25 protein-coding genes are annotated in these 26081 nt (G+C 61.7%); 11 read left to right on the forward strand and 14 right to left on the reverse strand.

What is annotated here, in order from left to right; all coding sequences use genetic code 11:
- Positions 1-22: 22 nt before the first annotated feature.
- Entirely contained in the window at positions 23-643 is a 621-nt protein-coding gene (locus RA302_RS27180) for a LysE/ArgO family amino acid transporter (protein ID WP_030536106.1), read from the forward strand.
- A 114-nt stretch (positions 644-757) separates the two neighbouring features.
- Positions 758-2080, forward strand: a complete 1323-nt coding sequence (locus RA302_RS27185; protein ID WP_030536107.1) for a ClC family H(+)/Cl(-) exchange transporter — start codon at positions 758-760, stop codon at positions 2078-2080.
- A 43-nt stretch (positions 2081-2123) separates the two neighbouring features.
- On the opposite strand, the gene RA302_RS27190 is transcribed toward RA302_RS27185, so the two are convergent.
- From RA302_RS27190 to RA302_RS27205, 4 genes are all read right to left on the reverse strand, one after another.
- Positions 2124-2993 (reverse strand): TIGR03619 family F420-dependent LLM class oxidoreductase, encoded by an 870-nt coding sequence (locus tag RA302_RS27190; RefSeq protein WP_007730547.1) that lies wholly within the window; start codon positions 2991-2993, stop codon positions 2124-2126.
- Between the two features lie 322 nt (positions 2994-3315).
- A complete protein-coding gene (locus RA302_RS27195) occupies positions 3316-4506 on the reverse strand; it encodes a 4-hydroxybenzoate 3-monooxygenase (protein WP_007730544.1) in 1191 nt (396 codons plus the stop codon).
- 98 nt (positions 4507-4604) lie between these two features.
- A complete protein-coding gene (locus RA302_RS27200) occupies positions 4605-5357 on the reverse strand; it encodes an IclR family transcriptional regulator (protein WP_030536108.1) in 753 nt (250 codons plus the stop codon).
- Between the two features lie 49 nt (positions 5358-5406).
- A complete protein-coding gene (locus RA302_RS27205) occupies positions 5407-6774 on the reverse strand; it encodes an NAD(P)/FAD-dependent oxidoreductase (RefSeq protein ID WP_003942969.1) in 1368 nt (455 codons plus the stop codon).
- A gap of 124 nt (positions 6775-6898) precedes the next feature.
- Here RA302_RS27205 and RA302_RS27210 point away from each other — a divergent pair, with 124 nt between their 5' ends.
- The 3 genes from RA302_RS27210 (at position 6899) to RA302_RS27220 (ending at position 10997) form a co-directional block, all read left to right on the forward strand.
- Positions 6899-7789 carry a LysR family transcriptional regulator gene (locus RA302_RS27210; protein ID WP_003943104.1) on the forward strand — a complete coding sequence of 297 codons (891 nt, stop codon included), beginning with the start codon at positions 6899-6901 and terminating at the stop codon, positions 7787-7789.
- 93 nt (positions 7790-7882) lie between these two features.
- Entirely contained in the window at positions 7883-9346 is a 1464-nt protein-coding gene (locus tag RA302_RS27215) for an aldehyde dehydrogenase family protein (RefSeq protein ID WP_030536109.1), read from the forward strand.
- A gap of 154 nt (positions 9347-9500) precedes the next feature.
- Positions 9501-10997 carry an MFS transporter gene (locus RA302_RS27220; RefSeq protein WP_202426560.1) on the forward strand — a complete coding sequence of 499 codons (1497 nt, stop codon included), beginning with the start codon at positions 9501-9503 and terminating at the stop codon, positions 10995-10997.
- A 27-nt stretch (positions 10998-11024) separates the two neighbouring features.
- On the opposite strand, the gene RA302_RS27225 is transcribed toward RA302_RS27220, so the two are convergent.
- Both RA302_RS27225 and RA302_RS27230 read right to left on the reverse strand, forming a co-directional pair.
- On the reverse strand, positions 11025-11888 hold the full coding sequence (locus RA302_RS27225; protein WP_030536111.1) for an SDR family NAD(P)-dependent oxidoreductase: 864 nt from the start codon (positions 11886-11888) through the stop codon (positions 11025-11027).
- Between the two features lie 47 nt (positions 11889-11935).
- Entirely contained in the window at positions 11936-12823 is an 888-nt protein-coding gene (locus RA302_RS27230) for an SDR family NAD(P)-dependent oxidoreductase (protein WP_030536112.1), read from the reverse strand.
- 241 nt (positions 12824-13064) lie between these two features.
- On the opposite strand from RA302_RS27230, the gene RA302_RS27235 reads away from it, so the two are divergent.
- Complete coding sequence (locus RA302_RS27235; protein ID WP_007730530.1) at positions 13065-13412, forward strand: hypothetical protein; 348 nt, start codon at positions 13065-13067, stop codon at positions 13410-13412.
- Positions 13405-14055 (forward strand): Dabb family protein, encoded by a 651-nt coding sequence (locus RA302_RS27240; RefSeq protein WP_030536113.1) that lies wholly within the window; start codon positions 13405-13407, stop codon positions 14053-14055. Before RA302_RS27235 ends, RA302_RS27240 begins: the two co-directional genes overlap by 8 nt.
- A gap of 5 nt (positions 14056-14060) precedes the next feature.
- On the opposite strand, the gene RA302_RS27245 is transcribed toward RA302_RS27240, so the two are convergent.
- On the reverse strand, positions 14061-14987 hold the full coding sequence (locus RA302_RS27245; protein WP_030536114.1) for an alpha/beta hydrolase: 927 nt from the start codon (positions 14985-14987) through the stop codon (positions 14061-14063).
- Positions 14988-15267: 280 nt separating this feature from the next.
- Between RA302_RS27245 and RA302_RS27250 the strand changes: the two genes are divergently transcribed.
- Complete coding sequence (locus RA302_RS27250; RefSeq protein WP_007730520.1) at positions 15268-15990, forward strand: helix-turn-helix domain-containing protein; 723 nt, start codon at positions 15268-15270, stop codon at positions 15988-15990.
- 108 nt (positions 15991-16098) lie between these two features.
- On the opposite strand, the gene RA302_RS27255 is transcribed toward RA302_RS27250, so the two are convergent.
- Both RA302_RS27255 and RA302_RS27260 read right to left on the reverse strand, forming a co-directional pair.
- Positions 16099-16680, reverse strand: coding sequence for a PadR family transcriptional regulator (locus RA302_RS27255; RefSeq protein ID WP_050656919.1), 582 nt, complete (start codon positions 16678-16680; stop codon positions 16099-16101).
- Positions 16681-16818: 138 nt separating this feature from the next.
- On the reverse strand, positions 16819-18084 hold the full coding sequence (locus RA302_RS27260; RefSeq protein ID WP_030536116.1) for a cytochrome P450: 1266 nt from the start codon (positions 18082-18084) through the stop codon (positions 16819-16821).
- A gap of 368 nt (positions 18085-18452) precedes the next feature.
- Here RA302_RS27260 and RA302_RS27265 point away from each other — a divergent pair, with 368 nt between their 5' ends.
- Positions 18453-19499, forward strand: a complete 1047-nt coding sequence (locus tag RA302_RS27265) for an NADP-dependent oxidoreductase (RefSeq protein WP_030536117.1) — start codon at positions 18453-18455, stop codon at positions 19497-19499.
- 61 nt (positions 19500-19560) lie between these two features.
- Here RA302_RS27265 and RA302_RS27270 read toward each other — a convergent pair whose 3' ends face one another.
- Positions 19561-20646 (reverse strand): TerC family protein, encoded by a 1086-nt coding sequence (locus tag RA302_RS27270; RefSeq protein WP_003942925.1) that lies wholly within the window; start codon positions 20644-20646, stop codon positions 19561-19563.
- 225 nt (positions 20647-20871) lie between these two features.
- Between RA302_RS27270 and RA302_RS27275 the strand changes: the two genes are divergently transcribed.
- Positions 20872-21219 (forward strand): hypothetical protein, encoded by a 348-nt coding sequence (locus RA302_RS27275; protein ID WP_030536118.1) that lies wholly within the window; start codon positions 20872-20874, stop codon positions 21217-21219.
- Positions 21220-21223: 4 nt separating this feature from the next.
- Here RA302_RS27275 and RA302_RS27280 read toward each other — a convergent pair whose 3' ends face one another.
- Positions 21224-22456: a helix-turn-helix domain-containing protein gene (locus RA302_RS27280; protein ID WP_030536119.1), complete on the reverse strand. Its 1233-nt coding sequence runs from the start codon at positions 22454-22456 to the stop codon at positions 21224-21226.
- A 162-nt stretch (positions 22457-22618) separates the two neighbouring features.
- Between RA302_RS27280 and RA302_RS27285 the strand changes: the two genes are divergently transcribed.
- On the forward strand, positions 22619-23446 hold the full coding sequence (locus RA302_RS27285; protein WP_003942902.1) for an SDR family oxidoreductase: 828 nt from the start codon (positions 22619-22621) through the stop codon (positions 23444-23446).
- Here RA302_RS27285 and RA302_RS27290 read toward each other — a convergent pair whose 3' ends face one another.
- From RA302_RS27290 to RA302_RS27300, 3 genes are read right to left on the reverse strand one after another with little or no spacing between them, the layout of a single operon-like run.
- Positions 23447-24658, reverse strand: a complete 1212-nt coding sequence (locus RA302_RS27290; protein WP_030536120.1) for a helix-turn-helix domain-containing protein — start codon at positions 24656-24658, stop codon at positions 23447-23449.
- 55 nt (positions 24659-24713) lie between these two features.
- Entirely contained in the window at positions 24714-25844 is a 1131-nt protein-coding gene (locus RA302_RS27295) for a thiolase family protein (RefSeq protein ID WP_003942932.1), read from the reverse strand.
- Positions 25837-26004: a hypothetical protein gene (locus RA302_RS27300; RefSeq protein ID WP_003942869.1), complete on the reverse strand. Its 168-nt coding sequence runs from the start codon at positions 26002-26004 to the stop codon at positions 25837-25839. The genes RA302_RS27295 and RA302_RS27300 overlap by 8 nt, the downstream gene beginning before the upstream one ends.
- Positions 26005-26081: the final 77 nt, after the last annotated feature.

The following is a 26081-nucleotide window of genomic DNA, read 5'->3' on the forward strand; positions in this document are numbered from 1 at the left end:
TCCGAGCGGCAGGCTCGACGACATGCTCAGCACCAACGACCCTGCGTCGGCCCTCGTCGGTTTCGGGGTCGGACTGTCTTTGATCGTCGCAATCGGCGCCCAGAATGCGTTTGTTCTTCGCCAAGGTCTGACGCGATCGCACGTACTCCCGATCGTCGCAGTGTGCGCGTTGTCAGACGCAATTCTGATCCTCGCGGGCGTCGGCGGAATCGGGACCCTCCTCGAACACGCACCGTCGATGATCACGTTCGTTCGTATCGCCGGCGCCGTTTTCCTCCTCAGCTATGCGATCTTCGCCGCCAAGCGGGCACTTCACCCCCAGACGTTGGCACCGGATCGACATGGCGACGGGTCGAGGCTTGCCGCCGTCACGATGGCACTGGCCCTCACCTGGCTCAATCCACACGTGTACCTCGACACCGTGGTGCTCATGGGTTCTATCGCCAACGGTCGCGGCGAGATCGGACGTTGGTGGTTTGCAGCCGGTGCCATCACGGCAAGTGTGGTCTGGTTCGGCGCCCTCGGTTACGGCGCACGTCTGCTGACGCCGCTTTTCGCGAAACCCAACGCGTGGCGGGTTCTCGATGCTCTGATCGCCGTGATGATGACAGTTCTCGGAATCAGCCTGCTTGTCGAATTGTGACCAGGCTGCACAACCTCGATCCGACCCTGCGGGTAGCGGGATGGGTTACCGTCCAAGATGAGGAAGCTCAATTCACCTGTCGCGAGTTGTGACCATCAGGTAGGGCTGATCACGATGACCGAGGACGATGGCGGCACCGAACCGCGTGACTCCAACCGCGGACTGGGTTTGCTGTGTCTACTCGCTGCGGTCGCCGGCGTCGGGGTCGGATTTGTCGGCGGCGCGTTCCGTTGGTGTCTGATCAGGGCCGACGAACTTCGTCAGGCGATCGTGAACTGGGCGCATCACGTTCCGTACGTCGGGTGGCTCGTGCCGGTCCTCCTGGTGGCCCTGTGCACCGTACTTGCCGTACTGATCGTCAGACGAGTGCCCCTCGCAAAGGGAAGCGGCATCCAGCACGTCGAGGCGGTGTCCCGCGGTGAAGCGAAACCGCCGGGAATCAATCTCGTGCCCGCCAGATTCATCGGCGGCCTCTTGGCGATCGGCTCCGGTCTGGTTCTCGGCCGTGAAGGCCCCACCGTACACATGGGTGCGGCGATCGGAGCAGAAGCGGGACGGCGAGCCCGCCTCACCGAACCCGACGTCGCCATGCTGCAAACATCCGCGGCCGGAGCAGGTCTCGCTGTCGCATTCAACGCGCCGATCGCGGGGGCACTGTTCGTCTGCGAGGAGGTGACGCACTCGTTCCGGCTGCGCACCGTGCTGCCAACGCTTTTCGGTGTTTCAGTGGCGGTGGGCTGTGCACGGATCGTCATCGGTGATCAACCCGATTTCGAGGTCGGCACCGTCCCGACACCGCAACTCGCATTCTTGCCACTGTTCGTCGTCTTCGGAATCCTCACGGGGCTACTGGGTATTGCGTACAACCGCCTGATTCTAGGACTACTCGACATCGTGGCACGGCTCGACAAGATCCCACCGACTGTCATCGGCGCAACGATCGGCGCCGTCATCGGCCTGACGCTGTTCCTCGACCCGTTGGCCAGTGGGGGCGGCGACGTTCTTGCACAGATGATCGTCGGCGGAAGGACCTTCGTACTGCCGATCCTGCTGCTGTACTTGGTGGTTCGGTTCTTCACCGGCCCGCTCTCGTATGCCGCTGGAACTCCCGGCGGACTGTTCGCTCCCTTACTCGCTCTCGGCGCGCTCTGGGGGTCGATCTTCACCGGACTGTCGAGCTTCGTGCCCGGAGTGGACGCCGGGCTCACGGTCACCATGGCCACCGTCGGTATGGCGGCCTTCTTCGGCGCCGTAGTACGCGCACCGTTCACCGGCATCGTGATCGTGGTCGAAATGACCGCGGTGACGTCGACGCTGGTCCCGATGCTCGCTGCCACTGCGGCAGCGGTATTCGTCACCACGTCGGCAGGGTCGGCACCTATCTACGACAGTCTGCGCGAACGGATGTTGGAGCCGCAACGCCCGCATACGGATTGATCCCCGCACACGGGTCATTGCAGCACGGGTGCGCTACGTGAATTCAGAATTTGCAGATGACTTCCTCGGAGAACCTGCGTACCGCATCTTTCTTCGCTTCCAGGTCGCAGTCGAACCCGAGGCCGTACATGGCCCAAGGAATGACGATCGATTCCGTCACTCCGCTATCGGCCAGTTCCAGGGAGCCGTCGAGACCGAAGCGATCGGCGCAGACGGCCTGAATTTCGAACGGGGACTCGGCCCGCCCGTACTCGACCCGCAGGACGCCGATCCTCGCGATGAGAGCTTGCAGATCAGCGAAAGAGACTGTAGCCGAGGTCCAACCGTCACCCACTCGCGCTGCACGGCGCAATGCGGCCGCGGAATGTCCTCCGATGTAGATGGGGACGGGATCGATCGGCGCCGGGCTCATCTGCAGCCTGTCGAAGTCGAAGAACTTGCCGTGATGTTCGACCATACCGCCGCCTAGAACCAGTCGCAGTACCTCGAGCATCTCGTCGACTCGCGGGCCTCGATCCTTGGGGGAAGCGCCGCACCACTCGAATTCCTCTGGCGCCCAGCCCACACCGACCCCGAGACCGAAGCGGCCTCCTGTCAGATTCGCGACCGACCCCACCTGGCTTGCCAGCAGCAGAGGATTGCGTGAGCTGAGCTCGAGCACCTGCGGATAAAAGCGAATCTTCGACGTTCCGGGTCCCATGAAGGCCGCGGCAATCATGGGGTCTACAAATGGTGTCTTCGCGTCCCACATCCGCACACCGTCAGCGGTATACGGATACCCGGTAGCGCCCCGCTCGGGAAAGAACAGTGAGTCGGGCATCGTGATCGAAGAAAAGCCGCATTCTTCGGCCACTTTCGCAAGTGCAACGAGTTGAGAGAGGGGAATCATCGCCACGGCGAGGCTGAACTTCATCGGCAGATCCCTCTGTTCAGTTGACCGGAGCGACTGAAGTGCCTCGATGAGCTCGAAGTCGGTTCGCACCGATCGGCTTGGGAGACAGTGGATCCTGAACAGTCACTTCTTGCAACGCTCAGTCATACGACGACTCCCCCGCAGTGCGGTCGAAGCATCAGCCACCCTCGGTTGGACAAGGACGTGTTCGAGGTTACAAAGCTCCCGCTACTTCGGCTCGGCGGCTTCCCGCCAGGCGGACACATACCAAGAACTTCGGGGTCCTGGTGACACCTGGCACCCCACTCCCCCTGATTTCGCACCGTGCAACCTGCGAATCGGCCTACTGATGCAAGGGAGTTCCGACGTAGTTCTCGGCGATCAGCGTTCGTCCCGCCACGGAACGCGTGACCATGTCCAACTCGGCCAACTGTCGGCGATGCCCGAAACCGCTGTCGTCTGGCAAGCGATGGAGCATCGACGACATCCACCACGAGAAGTGCTGCGTCCGCCACACACGCGGCAACACCGTTTCGGTGTACCCGTCCAGCATCTTTCGGTCGGACGAGGTGAAGAAACCGTCCATTGCCTTCGCCAGTGCGTAGACGTCGGCGATCGCGAGATTCATTCCCTTCGCGCCGGTCGGCGGCACGGTGTGCGCCGCATCCCCTGCAAGAAACAGGTTGCCGTGCTGCATCGGCTCACACACGAAGCTGCGGAACTGGAGGATCGACTTCTGAAAGATCCTGCCGTCCTTGATCTCCGCCCCCTCACCGTCGACGCGCATGTGCAGCTCGTCCCAGATTCGATCGTCGGACCAGTTGTCCACGGAGTCGTCCGGATCGACCTGAAGGTAATGACGCTGTACCTCGGGCGTCCGTGTGCTGATCAGTGCAAACCCGCGCTCATGGTTGGCATAAATCAGTTCTTCGGACGACGGCGGCGCCTCGGCCAGGATGCCGAACCACGCGAAGGGATACTGGCGGAAATGATCCGTTCGGATCGACGGTTCGGGAATCAGCTTTCGCGTTCCGGTGCGTGAACCGTCGCAACCGGCCACCAGGGCGCACTCGAGCTTCTGATCATTTCCGTCCGAGTCGACAAAAGTGATACTCGGGCGATCCGATTCGTGATCGTGTACTTGCGCGTCGGACACTCCGAATCGAATGTCCCCGCCGTCAGCGAGACGCCGCGCGATCAGATCCTTGAGCACCTCGTGTTGCGGATACACCGTGACTGCTCGCCCGTCGGTCAGTTCGTCGAACGCGATTCGGTGCCCTCGTCCACCGAATCGCAACTCGATTCCGTGATGTTCGAGGCCCTCCCGCTTCAGTCGATCACCGAGTCCGGTCTCGACCATGAGATCAACCGTGTTCTGTTCGAGCACGCCGGCACGAATGGTGCCTTCTACCTCTTCGCGGGTGCGGCATTCCAGGACAACCGAATCGATTCCCTTCAGATGCAACAGATGCGAGAGCATCAACCCGGCGGGACCACCACCGACGATTCCGACCTGGGTGCGTGAAGAAGACATACAGAGAGCTCCTGAGGTGAGTGACGATTGAGACCACCCTCGACCACGATCACTCCTCTGAACAGCTGCAATTTCACTCAGTGAAAGACCGAAACGAGCTATCGAAACCCACCGCTACCAAGCCCGCGTGATATTCCACGGGCGGCCGCGACCAACGCCGGCAGTAAAGGAGCCGGATCCTGCTCCACCGGAACAACTGTCGAGACCGCTGCCACGACACTGCCCCCGGCTTCGCGGACAGGAGCGGCGACGGCAAGGGTTCCGACGTTCAGATACTCGCGACAGACCACGAATCCGGCGCGCCTGATCTCGTCGAGAGTTGCTCGCAAAATCCGCTCGGAAGTAATGGTTTTGGGAGTGAACGACTCGAGGCCGGCGCGAAGGACGTCGTTGAGAAGCTCGGTTCCGCCGTGCGCGAGGAGAATCAATCCACCGCTGGACGCGTGCAACGGCAATCTTCCGCCGGCACGGCCGACCACGGTGACGGCGCTACGCGAGGACAAGCGCTCGAGGTACAGAGCCTCGGTGCCCTCACGAACGACCAACTGCACGTTCTCTCGGGTGACCTCGTACAGGTCCTCGAGGAACGGCAACGCCACCTGCCGTAGGCCGTGAGCGCCGGGAGCAAGAGCGCCGATCTCCCACAACCGGACTCCGACCTGGTACTTGCCGTCACTCCGACGCTCGAGTGCGCCCTCAGCCACCAACTGCCCACACAGTCTATGGACGGTGGGCAGAGGCAAACCGCTGCGACGACTGATCTCCGACTGCGTCAACCGCGGCGATTTCGCGTCGAAGGCACCGAGCACGATAAATGCCCGGCCGATCAACGAACGCTCGCCTGATGCCATTCACACAGTGTGACTGACATCAGGCGAAACGTGTTCAGGCGGTGCGAAGCTACGCGGAGTGCGCCAATTCCGGTTCGCGTTCGGTCACCGGCGGCGTGGCCTCGATCTTCATCGGCTCCTGCGCGTAGTGGAAGTGCGGACGACGGTGACCGATGAACGAACCGAACCACGACATCACAGCGACATACCGGTTGCGGAAGCCCACCAGATACATCACGTGCACGGCCAGCCACATGAACCAGGCGATCGTGCCCTTGAACTCGACCTTGCGGACGCGACACACAGCGCTGAATCGGCTGATGATCGACATGCTGCCCTTGTCGAAGTATTTGAAAGGCGTTCCGGCCTTGACCTTTCCGTTCACAGTCTTCGCTGCATGACGGCCACCCTGCATTGCAACGGGCGACTGACCCGGCAGACCGTTCAGCGAAGTCATGTCGCCGATGGCAAAGACGTTGGCGAACCCGCCGACGGTCAAGTCCGGATTGATGAGCAGACGACCTGCACGGTCACTCTCACAACCGGTCGCCTCGCCGAGCACTGCTGCGAAGTCGTTGGCGCGAACACCGGCCGACCAGATGACGGTCTCGGCGTCGATGCGCTTCTCTTCCTTGGTCTTTGCCGAAGAGACGGTGACACCGTGCTCGTCGATGGCGGTGACCATGGTGTTGAGAACAACCTCGACGCCCGACTTCTCGAGCGAGGCCTGTGTGTACTCACTGAGCTTGCCGCCGAAGGCCGGAAGCGCTACGCCCGCGCCCTCGACCATGGTGACCGTGACCTCGTCGGCGCTGATGTTGTTGATGGACTTGGCGAAGTAGCGACGCGCCAGTTCCTTGATCTGTCCGGCGAGCTCGACGCCGGTCGCGCCTGCACCGACGACAACGAAGCTGAGCAGGTTGCGGCGAACCAGCGCGTCGTTGGTGGTGTGAGCCTCTTCGAAGCAACGCAGGATCTGCTTACGCAGGACCTCGGCATCCTCGACGGTCTTGAGCTTGTAGGTGACCTTTTCGAACTCGTCATGACCGAAGTACGCCTGGGTGGCACCGGTGGCTGCGATGAGCGAGCGGTATCCGAGAGTGTGGCGGGTGCCCGAAGCCTCGTAGACGACGGTGTTCTCTTCGGCGTTGACCTCGACGACGCGACCGAGACGCACGTCGGCGTTGGGGTACTTCTGCAGGATCGTGCGGATGGGCGGAGCAACTTCGCCTGCCGACAGAACGCCCGTCGCCACCTGGTAGAGCAGAGGCTGGAAGAGGTGCTCGGTGGTGGCGGAGATGAGGACGAACGGCGTCTTGGACTTCGCGAGGGTCTTGGCCGCGGCGAGGGCTCCGAATCCCGAACCGACGATGACTACCTGAGTCTGCTCGTGTCCAGTCGCGTCGATGTCAGCGCGACCCGCAGCTGTTCTATCCACAACAAATCTCCTCAACCAAATTGAAAGTATGACTATTACGGTATGGACTGATCATGGGTCGGGTCCAGCTAGCTGGAGTATTCGCAAGACTGTTATCTCGATTGCTCATAAGTAAGCTGTCCTCATGGACTTCCGCCAACTCAAGTACTTCCTCGTCGTGAGCGAGGAACTGAGCTTCAGTCGCGCTGCCGAGCGCTGCTTCATCTCGCAGTCGGCGATCAGCCATCAGGTCGCCCGACTGGAGAAGGAGCTTGGCGCGACACTCTTCGAACGCTCGACCCGAGCCGTTCGCCTTGCCCCGGCAGGATCGCGACTCGTGCCCATCGCGCAGCAAGTCCTCAGCCTCGAAACGATGGCCTACTCCGTCGCACGGGACCCACGAGCCCGGATCCGGATCACCGGAAACATGAGCTTCGCCGCTCAGACGCTGGACGCCATCGCACACGTGCGCGAACTTCATCCGGACCTGGACGTCGAGTTCGTCATCAAGAGTTTTGCCCACCGCATGGACGCCGTGGCCTCCGGTGACGCCGACATCGCGCTGATTCGCGGCGGCGTCGACCGCCCCGGACTCGAACCCTTGGACCTCGGCGTCGAAGATCTCCTGGTCGTCATGTCGAGCCGGCACCCCCTGGCCGGCCAGCAAAGCGTCGACCTCAATGATCTGGCCGCATACCCCCTGCTCCTGCCGCCGCGCCAAAGCCAGGTGCTCATTCACAAGGTGGTCGAGGACGCGTTCCGCGAGATAGATCGACGCGTCCAACTGGGCCCTGCAATTCCGAGCGATCACACAGCCACGCTGGACGTGATCACCAACCCGCGCGCCTGGACCCTGCTGTATTCGATCACCGCAGGCGAATCTCCACGCGCCGGCATCAGCTTCATGCGAGAATCGCACGGCCGCTTGCGAATTCCCGTCTCGGGAGTGACCCGCAGCGGCGCCACCCACTCGACCGAGTTCGCCGATCTGATCCAAGCGCTCAAGGACGCCATGAATCCGTCTTTCACTGAGTGAAAGTGCGATGGTGATCGACTCCCCTCACGGAGCAACGTGGTGCACAACCATGTGATGCGGCGCGCGGTTGCATCCCTTTACCGAGGAGCGGCCATGACGCGTTTGCTGAGCGAACCTGTGTGGGAATCGAAGATCTTCGACGGCGAATGGGTTCGCGGTAGCGCCGACGATCGTATTGTCGTCGAGCCGGCCACCGGCAAGCAGTTGACGACGGTCGGCATGGCAACACCAGACGACGTGGCAGCCGCTGCATCAAAAGCTGCTGCAGCTCAGAAGGATTGGGCAGCAAGGCCGTACACCGAACGAGCCGCCGTTCTACGCCGCGCCGGTCAACTGTTCGAGCAGTACGCCGACGAAATCGGCGAATGGGTAATCCGCGAGGCCGGCAGCATTCCCGCCAAAGCCGGACTGGAAACCCACACCGCTGCCGAAGAGTGCTACAACGCAGCAGCTTTGGCCGCACACCCCATCGGCGAGGTGCTGCGCTCGGAGCAACCGCGGCTGAGCTTCTCTCGTCGCGTCCCCGTCGGCACCGTCGGCGTCATCGCACCGTTCAACTTCCCGATCATTCTGTCGATCCGTGCAGTCGCTCCCGCACTGGCACTGGGCAATTCGGTGATCCTCAAGCCTGATCCGCGCACGGCGATCTGTGGCGGTGTGGTTCTTGCCCGCATCTTCGAAGAAGCCGGTTTGCCTGCCGGAGTGTTCGGCATGCTGCCGGGTGGCGCTGACGCCGGTGAGGCAATCGTGGTTCATCCGAGCGTTCGCGTCATCGCATTCACCGGGTCGACCCGGGCAGGACGCGCTGTCGGTGAACTGGCGGGCCGCCATCTCAAACGAGCACACCTCGAACTCGGGGGAAACAACGCACTGATCGTCATGGACGACGTCGACCTCGAAAAGGCCGCATCTGTAGGCGCTTTCGGATCCTTCATGCACCAGGGGCAGATCTGCATGACCACCGGCCGCCAACTCGTCCACGAAAGTATCGCCGCCGACTACACCGCACTCCTTGCCGAACACGCCGACAAGCTTCCGGTAGGCGACCCGTTCACCGGTCAGGTCGCACTCGGACCCATCATCGACTCCGGACAACGCGACCACATCCACTCCCTGGTCACCGGAAGCATCGCGGCCGGAGCAAAACTGGCGGCCGGCGGCACCTACGAAGATCTCTTCTACCGGCCCACCGTGCTGGCCGACACCCCACTCACCGCGCCGGCATTCGCCGACGAAGTCTTCGGGCCAGTCGCACCGGTCACCTCCTTCGCCACCGTCGAACAGGCCGTCGCCATAGCCAACGATTCCGAGTACGGACTGTCACTGGGCATTCTGACCTCCGACGCCATGCGCGGGCTCGAGCTCGCCCAACAAATCCCCACCGGCCTCGTACACATCAACGATCAGACCGTCGGCGACGAAGCAGTCATCCCGTTCGGCGGTATGGCGTCTTCGGGTAACGGTGGCCGCGTCGGCGGTATCGGCGCAAACCTCGACGCCTTCACCGAAACGCAGTGGGTGACTGCGCAGAGCGCACTCCCGGTCTACCCCTTCTAGTCCGGAACACGCCGAGTTGGTCCTGAATACACCGAACTGACCCCAGGGGCTCACTGACCAGCATTGACGGGATCGATCTCGCGGACTTACCATCCAGAGAAAATTACTTCGGCACATTAAGCAATTTCTCTTGTAATTCCCGAGAAGGACCCACTTGACGAATTCAGTGACGACCGACAGCGCTGCGCAGCCAACGGTCCACGACACCCCGGATGTATCCGTCGTAACATCGCCGCGCCGCGAGGCCGTCATCATCGGGGCGCTCAGCCTGGCCGCGATGATCGTCTCGATGATGCAGACACTGCCCGTCCCGATTTTGGGGCGTATTCAGTCCGATCTGGGCGCATCCGCGGCCGGCATCAGTTGGGTGACGACGGCGACGTTGCTGTCGGCCGCCGTTTTCACTCCCCTGTTGGGCCGCTACGGCGATCAGCACGGCAAGAAGCGCACGCTGGTCGGCGTTCTGGTCGTCATGGTCATCGGTTCGATCGTCGCCGCACTGGCACACAATCTGCCACTTCTCATCCTCGGACGCGTCCTCCAGGGGACCGCCACCGCCATCTTCCCGCTGGCTCTGTCGGTCCTGCGCGAAGAGGTCCGCCCACACAAGCTTCCCGGCGCGATGGCTTTGGTCAGCGGAACTCTCGCATTCGGCAGCGGGCTCGCCCTCGTAGCCACCGGACTTCTCACATCGGCTCCGGATGCCGACTACCGCAACGCCTTCTGGATGGCCACCGGGTTCGCGTTGCTTGCCCTCGTCGCCGTCATCACGCTGGTTCCGGCAACCAAGCACAAGAGCGGCGGGCGCGTCGACGTCATCGGCGCGCTGAGCCTGGGCGCTGCACTCCTTCTGCTCCTGTTGTCGATTTCGCAAGGCCACCAATGGGGTTGGTTCTCACCCGTGACCATCGGTGTTTTCCTGGGCTCGATCGTGATGTTCGCAGTCTGGGTCTGGATCGAGAAGATCGTCGACGAACCACTGGTCGACATGCGAATGTTCGTCCACCGGCCCGTGATGATGGCGAATCTGGCGGGGGTCATGCTGGGCTTCGGAATGTTCGCCAACTTCCTGGGCATCTCCTATCTCGTGCAGCTTCCCCACGCCCTCACGGGATACGGATTCGACGCCAGCATTCTGCGTGCGTCGGTGGAATTCCTGCTGCCGGGTGCGATTGCCTCGCTGATCGCAGCACCGATCGGTGGGCGGCTCATCAGAGTGCGTGGGCCACGCTTCGTCCTGGGACTCACCGCCATCTGTGGTGCGGTGCCGTTCGCCTGGCTCGCGTACGACCACACGCACACCGCGTCGGTCATCGGTGCCGGCATCGTGATCGGCGCCGCCGTGAGCCTGGGCTACGCGGCCATGCCCGCGATCATCATGTCGAGCGTTCCGCGACACCAGAGTGGAATAGCCAACGGCATCAACTCGATCTCCCGTTCCACCGGCAGCGCCATGGGCAGTGCAGTGGTGACTACGATTCTCGCCTCGATGACCATCGCGAACCTGCCAGAGGGCGTATCCGCTCTGCCCAGCGAATCCGCCTTCACCGTCACCTTCGTCACTGCCGCCGTAGCTTTCGCTCTGGTCGGCCTGGTGGGTTGGTCAGGCCTCCCCAAGAGTGCGTCGACGTCTGTCAACGGCAGCGCGTGAACAGGCCTGCTCCGAACAGCTCCGCATTCACGAGATGCCCATGCGTGTGAGCATTGTGCGAGGATCGGCGGGAGGTAGCAGGTCTCGAAGCTGAGCGGCTCGGCGGTCGGTGAACTGCCGACACGCGTCGTCGTCGGAGAACACCCAGAAGTCCCCACGCGCTATTGCTTCGGTCATGTGCTCGGCGGCATCGAGCGGGTCGAGTCCGGATTCGACGTTCGCCTGTTGCATTGCATCGAAGACAGCGTTTGCCGTGACGTTCGTAGTCGGCGCGTCACGCTGGGCCGCACGAAAGATCTCACTCCGGATCGAGTGTGGAACAACAGCACTGACCTGAATCGGAGAGTCGACCAACGACAGATCTTGGTGCAAGCTCTCGGTCATCGCCAGCACAGCGAACTTACTGACGATGTACGGTCCTTGCACCGCGGCGCTGTTGATCCCGCCGACAGAAGACAGATTGGCCACACACGCCGGCCTACCCACCTTCAACATCAATGGCACGAAAGCACGAAGGCAATAGAAGACGCCGTCGACGTTGATCTCCATCAACCGTCTCCACCGCGCACCACTGACTTCCCACAGCAACCCGGCCGTCTCCACTCCGGCATTGTTGACAAGCAACTCGACGCTGCCGTGACGATCGAACACATTGTCCGCCATCCTCTTCACGGCATCGGCATCCGCTACGTCCACTCCATGGACGTCAGCTCTCCCACCGGCCGCGCGAATGTCCTCGGCGACGAGCGACGCACGCTCCTCGTCGATGTCGGCAACGACCACCGTCATTCCCAGCCGCGCAAGGTGACGGGCGAACCCTGCACCGATACCGGCCCCCGCACCGGTCACGACGGCCGTACCGGTACCGAACCGGCGTTCAGCGTGGGACATCTCCACTCCTCGGGTTGTGTCGCCGAAACTATTGCTCGACAAAGACTTCAGATTCCTTCGGGCAGAATGTTGGGATTGCACCACGTCGGTGGCTCACGTCTGGGCATCAGCCCTTGCCCGTCGAGCGCCTTCACGACCAGATCCTGATACCAGGGAAAATGAAGACTGAAGGCTACAAGGCCGGTCCGCTCGGCCGCGGGAAGAGAACACATGGCCAGTACCGTCTCGGCAAGATACTCGACGGGCTCGGTTTCGTATCCATCCGGAATGAGTGCGTCGGCGCCGGGAGTCGAGATCGCAGTGGAAGGCCCCACCGAGTTGACCGCGATATTGTCGTCCAGCACCTCCGCGGCGAGGCCCTGTGTGAACCTGTGCAGTGCTGCCTTCATCGACGCGTAAATCACGTCACCCGACGTCTTGTTGTAGTCGCGGAAGGGCCTGATCGGATTCAGTCCCGTCGAGGAACCGATGTTCACGATCCAGCCTGCGCCGCGCTCTCGCATGTAGGGGATGGCTGCCTTCGACAGGGCGAACGGCGCGCGAATGTAGTGGTCGAGGGTCCGTTCGAACGTCGCCAGCGACATCTTCTCGATCGGCGCGTAGTCGGCAAACCCGGCATTGTTCACGAGGATGTCGATACCTCCGGTCCGCGAGACGACCTTCTCGATCAATCCGTCGCGAGCCTCGGAATCCTCGAGATCGGCCGGAATGGCAAGTGCACGACCGTGTTGCGACTCGATCATCTCGACGGTCTCGGACAACGTACCGCCGATGACGACATTACTGTCGGCACGGACTGCCGCGGTAGGCCGAGTCGACCGTGCGGTGACGACCACGGTTGCCCCCTCTGCCGCCAGTCGCCTGGCGATCGCCCTGCCGATGCCTCGACTGCTCCCGGTCACCAGCGCGGTCTTCCCTACCAGCGAGTGATTCAACTGCTCCTCCAAGGCTCTTCCACTTCACGACATCGAACACATGACGTATGTGTTCGACCTGAGTTCGACTGCATTTCACGCAATCGTTGTCCGCCATGTTGCATCATCCGATTCTGTTGCACAGCAACGATTCCCGCCTGACGGGAGGTGTCGAAATGCCGGGCACATGACCAAATTCGCTATCTCCCGCTGTGTGAGATCGAAAGCATCACAACGGGTTAGGGGAAAGTAGTCTTCACCAATGGCAGATGAAACGCTCTACGTGATCGATCGGATAGTCACGAAACCGGGATGCGGTCGACAGTTCGTCGACGCGCTACTCGACCAGTATTTGCCGAGTGCACAGCGTCGCGGCATGACACTCGCCGACGTACTCGTCAGCCCTCCGTTGTGGTGCGATCAAGACCCGAACACCTTGACCGTCACCTGGACGGTCGACGGCACGGCCGGCTGGTGGTCGATGACGCGCCAGGGCCGCAGAGACTCCACCCTCAGGCAGTGGTGGGATGCAATGGCTCCGCTCATAATCGAACGGAGTCGCTCCATGGCCGCCGCAGCAAAGGACATCGAAGGACTGAGCAATGTATAACGTGACAAGAGTCGTGCACGCCGCCAACGGGGCGGGCGCCGACGAGTGGACCGCTGCAGTGAAGAACATTGCCGCAGTTGCCGAATCGTCGAACGCGCTGCGTCGTCTCGTCTGTACGACACTTCCCGGCGTCATCAACGGCGGAGATCTGATCGTCCATCTTCAGTTCGAAGACGAGATGGCTTGGCAGACAGCCCGAGATGCGGTCGACGACAGCCTGCGCTGCGCCGCCGTCGACCACTTCCACGGTGCCGAGTACTCGTCCGGGACCACGGGACGTTCCGGCGCCGAAGCCGCCGGTCAGGTGTACCGAGCGCTGTTCATCCGGGTATCCCCCAGCACACCCCAGGACGTACTCGAGGAATTCGAACGGGATCTGCTCAGGATGCCTACCCATATCTCGTCGATCTGCGCCTGGCGTCTCAGCCGAGTCGACGCAGCGATCGGGCACACACCATGGACTCATGTCTGGGAGCAGGAGTTCACCGACCTCGGCTCACTGCAGACCCAGTACCTCGATCATCCGATTCACTGGGCAGTGGTGGACCGGTGGTTCGACCCCGAATGTCCCGAGGCCGTGGTCCACGACAGAATCTGTCACACGTTCGGCAATCTCACCGAGAGACTCCTGACAGTGAAGTGATCTGCCTACTCGCTACCGAGCGCCTCGCGCGTCATCGCCCAAAGCTTCTGTCGCGCAGGCTCGGTCAGTGACAAAGACGGGATAGTGAGGAAGCCGTGGAACAATCCTTCGAAGCGATGATGGCGCACCGAAACGCCAGCCGTCGCGAGCATCTGCGCATACGCGTCACCTGACGAACACGGCGGATCGAGTTCGGCTGTCACGACGACAGCAGACGGAAGACCGGCGAGCGTCTCCGCACGCGTAGGAATCACACGGGCGTCGTCGCGACCTTCAGGCGCGTACTGCTGCCAGTACCATTCCATCGCTGCGGTGGTGTTGTAGTGACCCGTGCCGTAGAGCCGATACGACTCGGTTTCGAAGTCGTCGTCGATCACGGGGTAGATGAGAACCTGAAGGGCGATTTCCGGACCACCCCGATCCCGAGCGGCAATAGCCACGGTCGCCGCGAGGTTCCCTCCCGCACTGTCGCCCACAAGTGCGATTTTACCTGCGTCGGAACCGTATTCGGCAGCATGCTCGCTGGCCCACGCCGCCGCGGCGTAGACGTCGTCGTGGGCTGCCGGTGCCGGATGCTCCGGCGCCAACCGATAGTCGACGGCAACCACTACTGCGCCGACTCCCTGCGCCATCGATCGACAGAATTCGTCGTGACTGTCCAGATCGCAGAACACGAAACCGCCCCCGTGAGCGAAGACCACGAGAGGAACGTCGTTCGAGGTTCCATGCGGACGAAAGACGCGAATTGCCAGATCTCCACCGGGACCGTCGATTACGTGATTCTCGACTGAAAGCATGTCGGGAAGACCCGTCAGCGGCGCACGTCGGTTCCGAATCAGAGTTCGTAGCTCCGACGGCGGGACACTGGTGACATCCGGGAATCCAGCGTTGAGGGTTGCGAGCATCGTGGTGACTTCCGCTTGAATCGTCATATCGTCTCCTGGTCTCTCAGCCCGGCGGGTGGCGCTACGTCTGCGCCGGCATCCGCGTTTGTCCACTTGGCGTGTGATCACGTCAACGTAGATCGCCCACCACCAAGCAAGGAACCCGCTCTCCCGATCAGTGGTCCGTTTCCGCCGACGAGCACCGGAGGCGTCCGATCCACAGGGTGGCCTTCTTCACAAAGCAGAAAAAACATGTCATCATTCCTAATCGAAATAGCCTTGTCCAGGGCAGTTGTCCAACTTGACTACGGGATAGCAGAGGGAACACATGTCGCTCCAGCTCGAGGTCGATCCCGCAACGCCGAACGCCTTCCTCGACCGAGTCTCTCTGCTACTGGATGCGTTCGGCGGTCGAGATCGTCTCACCCTCGCCGAGATTGTCCGACGAACCGGGCTTCCAAGGTCTTCAGCCCACCGCATACTCGACCATCTGGTCCAACTTCGGTGGCTGCACCGCAGCGGCCGCGATTACACACTCGGGTTGCGGCTCGTGGAACTCGGCTCGTTGGCCGTGTACCAGGACAGACTTCACTCAGCTGCGCATCCGCACCTGTACGAATTGCACCGGCGTACCGGACTGATCGTCGAGATGACGATTCTCGACGGCTCAAATGTGGTGTGCCGCGCCCACATGGCAGGTCGTTTCGCCAGCATGATTCCGAATCGGATCGGTTTCAGCACGCGCGCAGACGGAACTCTCGTCGGCAGGGTCCTCCACACCTTCAACAACGAGCGAGGAGAGGCGGCCGACGAGGTCCGAAAAACCGGCGTGGGATACGGCCGTGACACGCCGATCGACGGATTCGGCACGATCGCCACTCCGATCGGCCCGATCGGCGTCGCGACCTCCGCGCTGTCGATCTGCGGACCGCTCCGACAAATGCCGCTCGACGAGCGGAACTCGCCTCTCACCGGGCTTCTTCGGGAAACAGCCGCTTCCCTGTGGCGAAATGCGGGCGTCCGGACCACCGAAAGCATGCGAGCTCAGTAGGCACGAAGACTAAGCACGAAGACTGGGCACGAAGACTGGGCACGAAAACCTCGACAGCACAATTCTATTGGCGTGGGGCAGAATCTGGAGAGTTGTACCTCCGCACGCTCAGATCAACTTCCAACTACCGGCATTGACGGGCTGCGGCAAGCCGAGAGCGTTGGCGTCGCCTTGCGCGAATCGAGCGGCGGCCTCATCGATGTCATCGAGCAACTGAGCGGCGAGGTCGATCTCCATCTGAAAATGGCGGCCTATCCATCGCAGACTCATCTCGGTAAATGCCCAGGCGGGTTCATTCTCCGAGTTATCGGCGTGTTCGATTGCCTTGAGCTTCTTTGCCTCGAGGTTGTCGATGTGATCGAGCACTATCGACTTGAGCTGATCGGGGTCGTTGAGGTGGCCGACCCACAGTCTCAACATCACTCCATGTTTGAGAACGGGGGTTTCGATCTCCGATCGGCGTGACCATGATCTGAGAGCCTCGATACCGGATTCGGTTATCGTGAACACTCGTCGACGACGCCCACCCGATTCCGAAACCTCCCGCGAACTGACGAATCCCAGCGTTTCCAGCTTTTTGAGCTCGGTATAGACCTGGCTCACCGACGGGCTCCAGTAATAGAACCCGATGCTCCAGTCGGCCCAGCTTTTCAGATCGCTGCCACTGAGTTCTTCTCCGAATGTGAGCATTCCCAGCACTGCCCAACTTGTCGCGGGCAATGCCGGGTAACACGCAGTTGCGGGATCAGGCACCGGCCCAGACTAACAAGACGTCGACCATCTGACACCGACTTGCCCACCGAGTGGTCTGTTCACGAATTCGTGCAATCAGAAAAGGTTCAATCGCAGTTCGGAGACACCGCGGATAAAGGCCGTGCCACCCCACGTCACTCCACCGTCGACGAGCTCGGTCTTCGGCGCTTTGTCGATCAACGCCTTCAGGATGGTCTTGATCTCCAGCCGGGCCAACCACGCACCGAGGCAAGCGTGCGCACCGTGACCGAACGTGATGTGGTCCCGGACATTTGACCTCGACCAGTCCAATCTGTCCGCGTTCGAACCGAATCGAGTTTCATCGCGGTTTGCCGACGCCAGCCACGTCACAATGTGATTTCCGGCCGGAATCACCGCATCTCCCACCGCGTAATCCTCGGGAGCAATGCGAATCATCAACTGCGCCGTCGGCTCATAGCGCAGGACTTCTTCTACCGCGTGATCGAGCAGTGCCCTGTCGTCGACGAGTCGTTCCCACTGATCACGATGGCCCATAAGTGCATTCATGGTGAGACCGACCTGATTGACTGTGGTGTCCAGTCCGGCGATGACCAAAGTCTGCACGGTAGCGGCAACTTGATCCGGCCCGATTATCTCGCCTTCGTCGCCGGCGGAGATGAAGTCCGACAGGATGTCGTCGCCAAGATTGTTGCGCTTCCAAGCGATAACGTCCTGAAGGTGTGCCGAGAAATCACGCTGAGCGGAAATGTAGTCGCTGGTCTGCTCGGCAGTCAGAAACGGATCGAGTAGGTTGAGTCCCTTACGGGTCCACTCGAACATCGTATCGGTGTCGGCAGGTACGGGGATACCGAAAATTTCGCAGACAAGGCGAATCGGTAGCGGATGAGCAAGTTCCGTCACCAGCTCGATCTCGGAGCCCCGTCCATGATCGGCAAGCAACTCGTCGACGATTTCCTTCGCCCGCGCGTCGTAACGCTTGATTGCCCTGGGCGTGAACGGGCGCGCCAGTAGCTTGCGCAATGCCAGATGGTCCGGCGGATCCAGCTTCGACAACGATGGGCGCAACAAGTAGGCGTCGCTGCCACCGGCCGCCTTGATCCGCATATTGCGCGGTGCCTCGAGTGCATACTGTTCCGACGAACTCAGCGACTTGTCCGCCAGTGCGCGTTTCACGTCGTCGTAGGCGAAAAGCATGTATACGCCATTCGAATGCTGTTGTACCGGAGCAACTTCTCGCGCAATCGCGTACCGCGCGTACGGATCGGACAGGAAGCCTGGCTCCGTTGGATCGACCAATCCCGTTCTGAGCCAATCCGTTGTGTCATGAACCGCACGCTCCGAACCCACCGGCGAAGTCATAGTCAACCTCTCGTCCTCGACAAAATCACTCACACAAGATCTGGCAGATCATTGACGCCCTCGTAAAAATCCACAGCCGAATACCACTGGTGACGAGCGTCAGCGCTGCGCTGAACTGAACTGCGCAGAGCTTCACAGTCGGACTACGAGGCAACCAACAAACCGCCCGCTGTATGGGAAATGAAGTCGCGCTCCGGACGTCGGGTTGCCACATTCTCACTGAGCGGGCGGGAAGGTGCGCTCCTTGCTGCTCGAGGACAGAATTCCCAGACGTCTTCGCCGTGAATCAGTAAGGCGGCGAGATCAATTCCGGGCAATCGTCCCGAGAAGTGATGCGAACCGGTGTCGAAGCAGATTGGAAATTGCGCATGACCGAATATGTGAACCGCGCTGTGCGAGTCGTTCGAGCTCCCCGCGGCTTGCCTGTCGTAGAAGATTTTCGGATCGACGAGGTTCCGATCCGGCCGCCCGCGGACGGCGAAGTTCTGTTCCGCGCCCACTATCTTTCGATCGATCCGGCGATACGAAGACGCCTACCGTCCACCAGCTCTGCCCCCGGGCCGTTGGGAGCTGTTGCCGGTATCGGCGACGTCGTCTTGGCTGGAGTGGTGCCTGCGCACTCCGGTTTGGACGGCATCGCAGTCGGCGAAGTGATTTCTTCGCGGCATCCTGACTTTGCGGCAGGTGATTTGGTTCGAGGCGGCACGCACTGGCAGGTTTATCACACAATCAAAGGCGCTGCCCTGGACCGCATACCGAGGGAGAATCGAGCTTCCCTAGGAGATGAACTCGGAATTCTAGGACAGCCAGGATTTGTCGCACACTGCGGAATGCGGTTGGTCGCCGACGTCCGAGAGCGAGACACAGTCGTGGTTTCGGCGGCCGGCGGAGCAGTCGGCATGGTTGCAGGCCAAATCGCGAAGCTGGCGGGCGCCCGGGTGATCGGAATCGCCGGGGGTGAGAAGACCGAATACGTTGTGGAGGAATTGGGGTTCGACGCCTGCATAGATAGGAAGACGGCGAACATCGGCGAGCAGTTGGACGAATTGTGTCCGAAGGGCGTCGACGTCTATTTCGACAACGTCGGAGGCTCGATCACGCGAGCGGTTTTCGATCGCATGGCCGATTTCGGAAGGGTCGTCGTGTGCGGAATGATCAGCGAATACAACCAGGATGAAAGCGAAGTCGGGCCTCCCCTACGCCCTGTACTACGCAAACGTCTACGCATCGAAGGGTTCGTCTGCTACGACCACTACGACCGGTACCCGGAGTACCGGGCGTGGGCGTCCGCTCGAATCGCCGAAGGTGGACTGCGCTACCGCAACGATGTCACCGAGGGCATCGAAAATGCCCCAGCGGCCTTGATCGGGCAGCTTTCGGGGCACAACCGGGGGAAGCAGTTGGTGATGATTTGACAAAGGGAGACCACACGTCGTTGTGTGGTCTCCCTTTTCGATTCGTTCAGCCGATCAGGCGTCAGCCTCTGGGCCGAGCATCTACCTTGTCGTCATCGTCGTCGCGCTCGCCGGTTGCGAGCTGGACGCCGGATTTCTCGATGCTGCCGTCAGCACCTGACTTCTCGAGGTCGATCGGTGCATCACCGGTCGCAACCTCTTCGGCCTCAGGCTCTTCCGGTAGCGGCTTCTTGAGACTCAGGATGATCGAGCCTGCCAACACCACGATGATCACCGCGAGGCTGACCAGTGAGGGAATCTCGGGGATCGACGTGCTGATCACCTTGTGGCTGGCCTGCATGATCAGCTTCACGCCGATGAAGGCGAGGATGATCGACAGACCCTTGGACAGGTAGTGGAACTTCTCGAGCAGGCCCGAGAGCAGGAAGTACAGGGCACGCAGACCCAAGATCGCAAACGCGTTGCTGGAGTAGACGATGAATGGATCGTCACTCACTGCCAGCACTGCCGGGACGCTGTCGACTGCGAACACGAGGTCGGCAGCTTCGATGGCGACGACGACGGCGAACAGTGGTGTTGCGACGCGCTTTCCGGCTTCCTTGACGAAGAACTTGGTTCCTGCGTATTCCTCACGGACCGGCATGATCTTGCGCAGCAAGCGAACCGCCAGCGAGGTTCCCGGATCGAAGTTCTCGTCGTCGTCCTTGAGCAGCTTGTAGGCGCTGTAGAGCAGGATGGCGGCGAAGACGAACAGAACGGCCGTGAACTTGCTGACCACGGCAACGCCGGCGGCGAGGAAGATACCGCGGAAGATCAGGGCGCCGATGACACCGAAGAACAACACGCGGTGCTGGTATTCACGGGGCACCTTGAAGTAACCGAAGATCAGGGCGAACACGAAGAGGTTGTCGACGGAGAGGCTCTTCTCCAACAGCCAGGCCGTGGTGAATTCGACGCCCGAGTTCACCCCCAAGGTCAGGGTGACGACCACCGCGAATACGAGAGACAAACCGACCCAGAGTGCACTCCACCAGGCCGCTTCCTTGAAGCCGATGACGTGCGCGCCGCGGTGGGCGAGCAGGTCGATGAGCAACATGACGACGATGACTGCGGCGAACGCGGCCCACGCCCACATGGGAACGTTCATCGCTGACCACCTACCCGAATGGCACTGATGACTGCGGTCACGGGGAGCTCCTTCACTGGGTTCGGACGGCCGTCTCGCCGTCTTCTCCAGTGTTCCTTGCCGACTTCTATCCATCCCGGTCGAAATATCGACGACTTTCACACCTGAAGTTGCCGAAACCATGCAATCTGAGGGTGTTGCGTCCGAAACCGCCGCTGGACGGCATCTTGTTCTAGCCTGGCAAGCATGAGCACCTCGTTGTACTACTCCGCCGTCCGCACCACACCGCTGACCGACGACGAGAAGGCCGAAGTCGACCGACTCATCGCCGTCCACAACGACGAATTTCCGTTCGACTACGAGGTCCTGGACCTCTATCCGTCGGATATCCCCGACACTCTGCTCAACGGTTCGACAAAGATCTCGAGCGACCCGACCGAGGTAATCCCTTCGCTCGTCTACTGGTTCAACGCTCTGACCGAACTCCGGCGAGCGGTGCCCGACGCAGACTGGGACGTTTCACTCGACGACACCCCCGCCGATTGGGATGACAGCTCCGGCTATTCGCTCCCCGGGCTCGACGACATGCAGTAGCGAGTCACGGGTTCGCCAGGAGGGCGGCTCCGTAGCTCTCCAGCGCGATGAGCGCCAACTCTGTTGGCAGCCGACGCTGGTCCACGCTGCGGTCTAACAGCTTTTCGGCCTGATCGAGTCGATACCGCACGGTGTTCTTGTGCAGACCGAGCGCCACGGCGGTAGCGGCTGCAGTGCAATTGTTCTCGTAATAGACCCGAACGGTGTCTCGGATACGCGTCGTGACGCCGTCCGCGCCGGCGAGGCCTTTCAATTCCCGAGCCACCAACGCACGCAGTTCGTCCAGATCTTCGGTGAGCAGACAGGGAACCTGAACATCTTCGTAGACGGTGACCCCCGGCGAACCCGTGGAACGGACCGCGATGCGCTGCGTGGCGAGAGCCTCGCGGTGACTGCGCGCGAATCCTTCCATTCCGTAACCGCTGGCCCCCACCGCGACACGAAGATCCGAATTCCGAGCACGATCGAGCGCCGCCCACTCATGGTCGTCGAAATGCGCGACCCACGACCACACCTCGCGCGCCCCCGAAGGCAGCGTCAGCACGCGCTCGGCATTCGACTCGTCCACAAAGGAACGCGCATACGAGTCCAATCGGGCCAATACGTCGGCGGCCGGATCGGTGTCGTCCGTCCAGAGAACAAACGCAGTGTGGTGGCGCCGCATCGGGTAGTCGAGAATCTGCGACACCTCATCGGAGTGAAGTGCTTCGCCTGCGACAATCGCGTGCACCGTCTCGGACCGACGCGCAAAAGCGCCGCGCGCCAAGCTCTCACGCTCCTTCGCATACGTTGCCACCAACAATTCGGTGGTCACTTCCAGCCATCTCATCGCCGAACCCCACACTCGGACCAGAAGTGCGCGCTTGAGTTCCGGACCGATCGGGAGTGCTTCTATCGACTCGTCGACGAAGCCCAGCATCGCGAGGCGTCCGGCACCGTAGATCTTGAGCAGGACTCGAAGATCCATACCGCGCCTGGCAACGGTGAGTGCAAGCGCAACCGACTCCGGCGGCGGCGTGACCTCCTGGGAACCGCCCGCGATCGCGGCCACGATGACTCGAAGCTGCGCCGCAGTGCTCGCATCCACATCGCGTCGTAGCTCCCGATCACCCGCCACTTCAGGATTGGCCACCGCAATGGCGTCGTCGATGCGTTGAACGAAACCGTCGATCACCTCCGGCTGGAGATAGATGGGCGCGAGATTTGCAATCCAGCCGTCCAACTCCGATGTGTCCATGGCGCCTCCCCGACTTGTCACCCTGATTGTGACTTAGTCACAAATCTATCGTCTCACTTCGGCCAAGAAGCCCTAGCAACCCGGTTTCGACTGGTCCACAATCACATCCCTGCAGATTCATCTCACTGCAACCAACCCCTATCTTTGGAGACGCTGGAGTAAATGAACAAACCTTTCGACGGTCAGGTAGTGGTCATCACCGGCGGCGCCCGGGGCATCGGATACGCCACCGCGAAGCGGCTGATCAGCCTGGGTGCGACGGTCGCGATCGGCGACATCGACGAAGCCACTCTCGCGCGAGCAGCCAAGGATTTGGGCATCCGCACGTTCGGGCGCCTCGACGTCACCGACCCCGCCTCGTTCTTCGACTTCCTCGACACCGTCGAAGGTGAACTCGGCCCGATCGACGTGCTGGTCAACAATGCGGGCATCATGCCGGTCGGACGGATCGTCGACGAGGACGACTCCGTGACCAGACGCATCATCGAGATCGACGTCCTCGGCGTGATCACGGGAACCAAGCTCGCATTGCGACGGATGCTTCCGCGCGGACGTGGACACGTCATCAACATCGCTTCGCTTGCAGGCGAACTCCCGTGCCCCGGTTTGTCGACGTACTGCGGCGCCAAGCATGCGGTGTTGGGCTTCACCGATTCTGTCCGCAAGGAAGTTCGTGGCACCGGAGTTCACATCTCGTCCGTGCTGCCGACGCTCACCAACACCCAACTCACCTCGGGCACTTCGGGAATGAAGGGATTCCGAGAGGTTCAGCCGGAGGAAATCGCCGAAGCCGTCGTCGGCTTGATCACCAAACCGCGCCCACGCGTACGCATTACGCGGGTGTCCGGGCTGCTCGTGCAGGCACAGGGCTTCTTCCCCCGGCGGCCGTACGAGGCATTGAGCCGACTGTTCGGCGTCGAGACGCAGTTTCTCGGCGACGTCGACACCGCGGCACGTGCTGCCTACGAAGAACGCGCCCGCGCAAGCTGATCAGGTCAGCTCGGTGGCCGGCCAGTCGAGCAGCTTCGCACCCAGTACGGCAGCGTGGAGCGCGAAGCTGTCGTTGGGATCGTTGACGTTCTGACCGGTGAGTTCACGGATGCGGTCCAACCGGTACGTCACGGCGCGGACGGACAAATGCAGGTCTCGGGCGGTTTTAGCCGTATTGCCGCCGGCGGAAAAGTACGCGAGCAGTGTGTCGATCATCGGTCCAGCGCCACCACGCGCCTCGAGCAGCGGTGTGAGAAGGGTGTGGATCAGGTCGGTGACCGCCGGTCTGTCGTTGACCAGAACCCGGTAGACCAGCAGGTCACGAGCATCGATGATCGGTGCGGTCAACGACAGGCGCTGCGCCAGGTCCAGTGCGTCCAGCGCCTCCCGGTACGACGCCACCACGCCCGAAGCGGTGGTTCGAGGGCGCCCGACAGCGATCTGCCACGTGCCGTCCAAAGGACGCCGCTGCAACTGCACTCGCCCATCGTCATCGGTCCCCGGTCCGAGAGCCGAACGAATCCCTGCCAGCACGTGGTCGACGGCATCGCGATCCGGCGCCGCGAAAACGACCACCAGTTTGCCGCTCTTGCTGGCGACCAACGCGTCGGCGTCACCCTTGCTACCCAGAACGGCACGTTCGACGGCGCGCACCAAAGGGTTGTCGTCGGTGAACTCACGGGCGGCGGTCACTACCGCCACGGCATGCGGACCACTGAGGTGGAGACCGAATCCTGAAGCGCGATCCAACAATCCGACGACGTCAGCGCCGCCGGTCAACAAGTCGTCGACGAACTCGCGGCGTGCCGATACCTGCGAGCGGACCAGAGAACGTCTGGCCAACTGAAACCCTTCGGCCAGTTCGGCGACGGCATCGTCGACGGCACGCAGCATCACTTCGCCGGCCGCGACGACGGCATTCGGATCCGATTGTGCCGCAATAACAGCAGGCAGTTCACGCCACAGACGCCAGGCCGAGGAGAGATACAGATCGAGCAGGGCTCGCAGGGCGACACCCTGCTGCGCTGCTTCTTCCCCGCGAGCGCGGAAGCGGTGCAGCTGGCGACGCTGCAGCGGCTTCCCCTCGCATACGGCGACACTGAGCACGTCCAGGAAATCACCCAGCAGTTCGACGGGTAGGCCACCGGCGTCGTCCGCCCCTGCCGCGGCTACCCGGGAAAGCACTTCTGTGGGCACTCCGGTTGCGTTCACCCCCCGCATTCTTCCACCACGTTCCGAAGGCGGGGGGACTGTCGTACCGGAACCGCTAGTCTTCGCCGACCAGGATGTGCGCGTAACTCACTCCGCCGGCTCCGATCATCTGCGCGAATCCGATCCGCGCACCGTCGTGCTGACGGACCCCGGACTGCCCACGAATCTGCTGCGTGATCTCGACGAACTGGGACAGGCCGGTAGCTCCACCGGGATGCCCACGGCCGATCAGTCCACCGCTGGGGCTGACCGCGACACGGCCTCCGATGTGGAAATCGCCGTCTGCCATCGCGAACGACGCCTTCCCTTCCGCCGCCAACCCGAGATCCTCGATGTACTGCAGTTCTTCGACGCTGAAAGCCTCGTGAACCTCTACGACGTCGACGTTGTCGGGGCGAATGTCAGCTTGCTCGTAGGCACGGGCGGAGACCCGCTTGGTCACACCGAGATCAGGCATGAACGCGGCAGCCCCGTGCCACTTGTCCGTCTCCGCTACGGCGGCAGCCACTCGGACGGCCCGACTGGCGTTCGCGAGTTTTCTGCTGGTGATGACGACTGCCGCTGCGCCGTCACCGATCGGGCAGGATTCGACGCGCCGGAGCGGATCCACCAGCATCGGTGCAGCTTTCAACTCGTCCATCGTCAATGCTTTGTTACGCTGTGCCATGGGGTTTCGGCTTGCATTGAAGAGGTTCTTCTCCACCACCAGGAGGCTGGCGTCGGCCGATTCGCCGTGTCGATGCATGCGAGCCTGCTTCATCAACGCAAACGGAACAGCAGGAACTGCCATGCCGGATACAGAAATCAAGTCCGGTTCACGTTCCCCTTCGGCAGCGCGGCTCATCAAGAGAGCACCGAGGCTTCCGACTCCGACCACCGCGGCAGTTTCCACCTGCCCCGATGCCACAGCAGCGCGGGCCTGCTCGAAAGCCGCTGTGCCGGTGGCTGATGCGTTCTCTACCGCAACAGCAGGAATCCCGGTCCACGCCATTTCGTGCAGAACCAGCGGAGCGGTCGACATTCCGGTACCGACGGCACCGACCACGAGCAGGCCGACTTCAGCCCAGTCCAGTCCGGAATCCCCGAGGGCCGCGTTCAACGCCTGTCCACCCTGAACATGTGGCGGTGTCGTCGTTTTGGAAACGAACGGCGTCATTCCGACGCCCGAGATGTATACCTCACGCATCGCGCGACTCCTTTTCGAAACCGTATGTCGTGAACAGTGAGTCTTCCGTGCCCGCACTCCGGGGAACAACGGAAACCACATCACCGATTCGAACGGGATCGGCACTGACTCCCAGAATTTCGATGTCGGCGTCACCGATACGCACCTGCGCGATGGTCACGGGAGGTTGCGCTCCGGCAATCGGAAATGCTGCAGTGCAATGCGATAAGACGGTACCGGACTCGGCCAGTTCGATCT

It is taken from the genome of Rhodococcus sp. DN22, assembly GCF_036669995.1.
GTDB lineage: Bacteria > Actinomycetota > Actinomycetes > Mycobacteriales > Mycobacteriaceae > Rhodococcus_F > Rhodococcus_F erythropolis.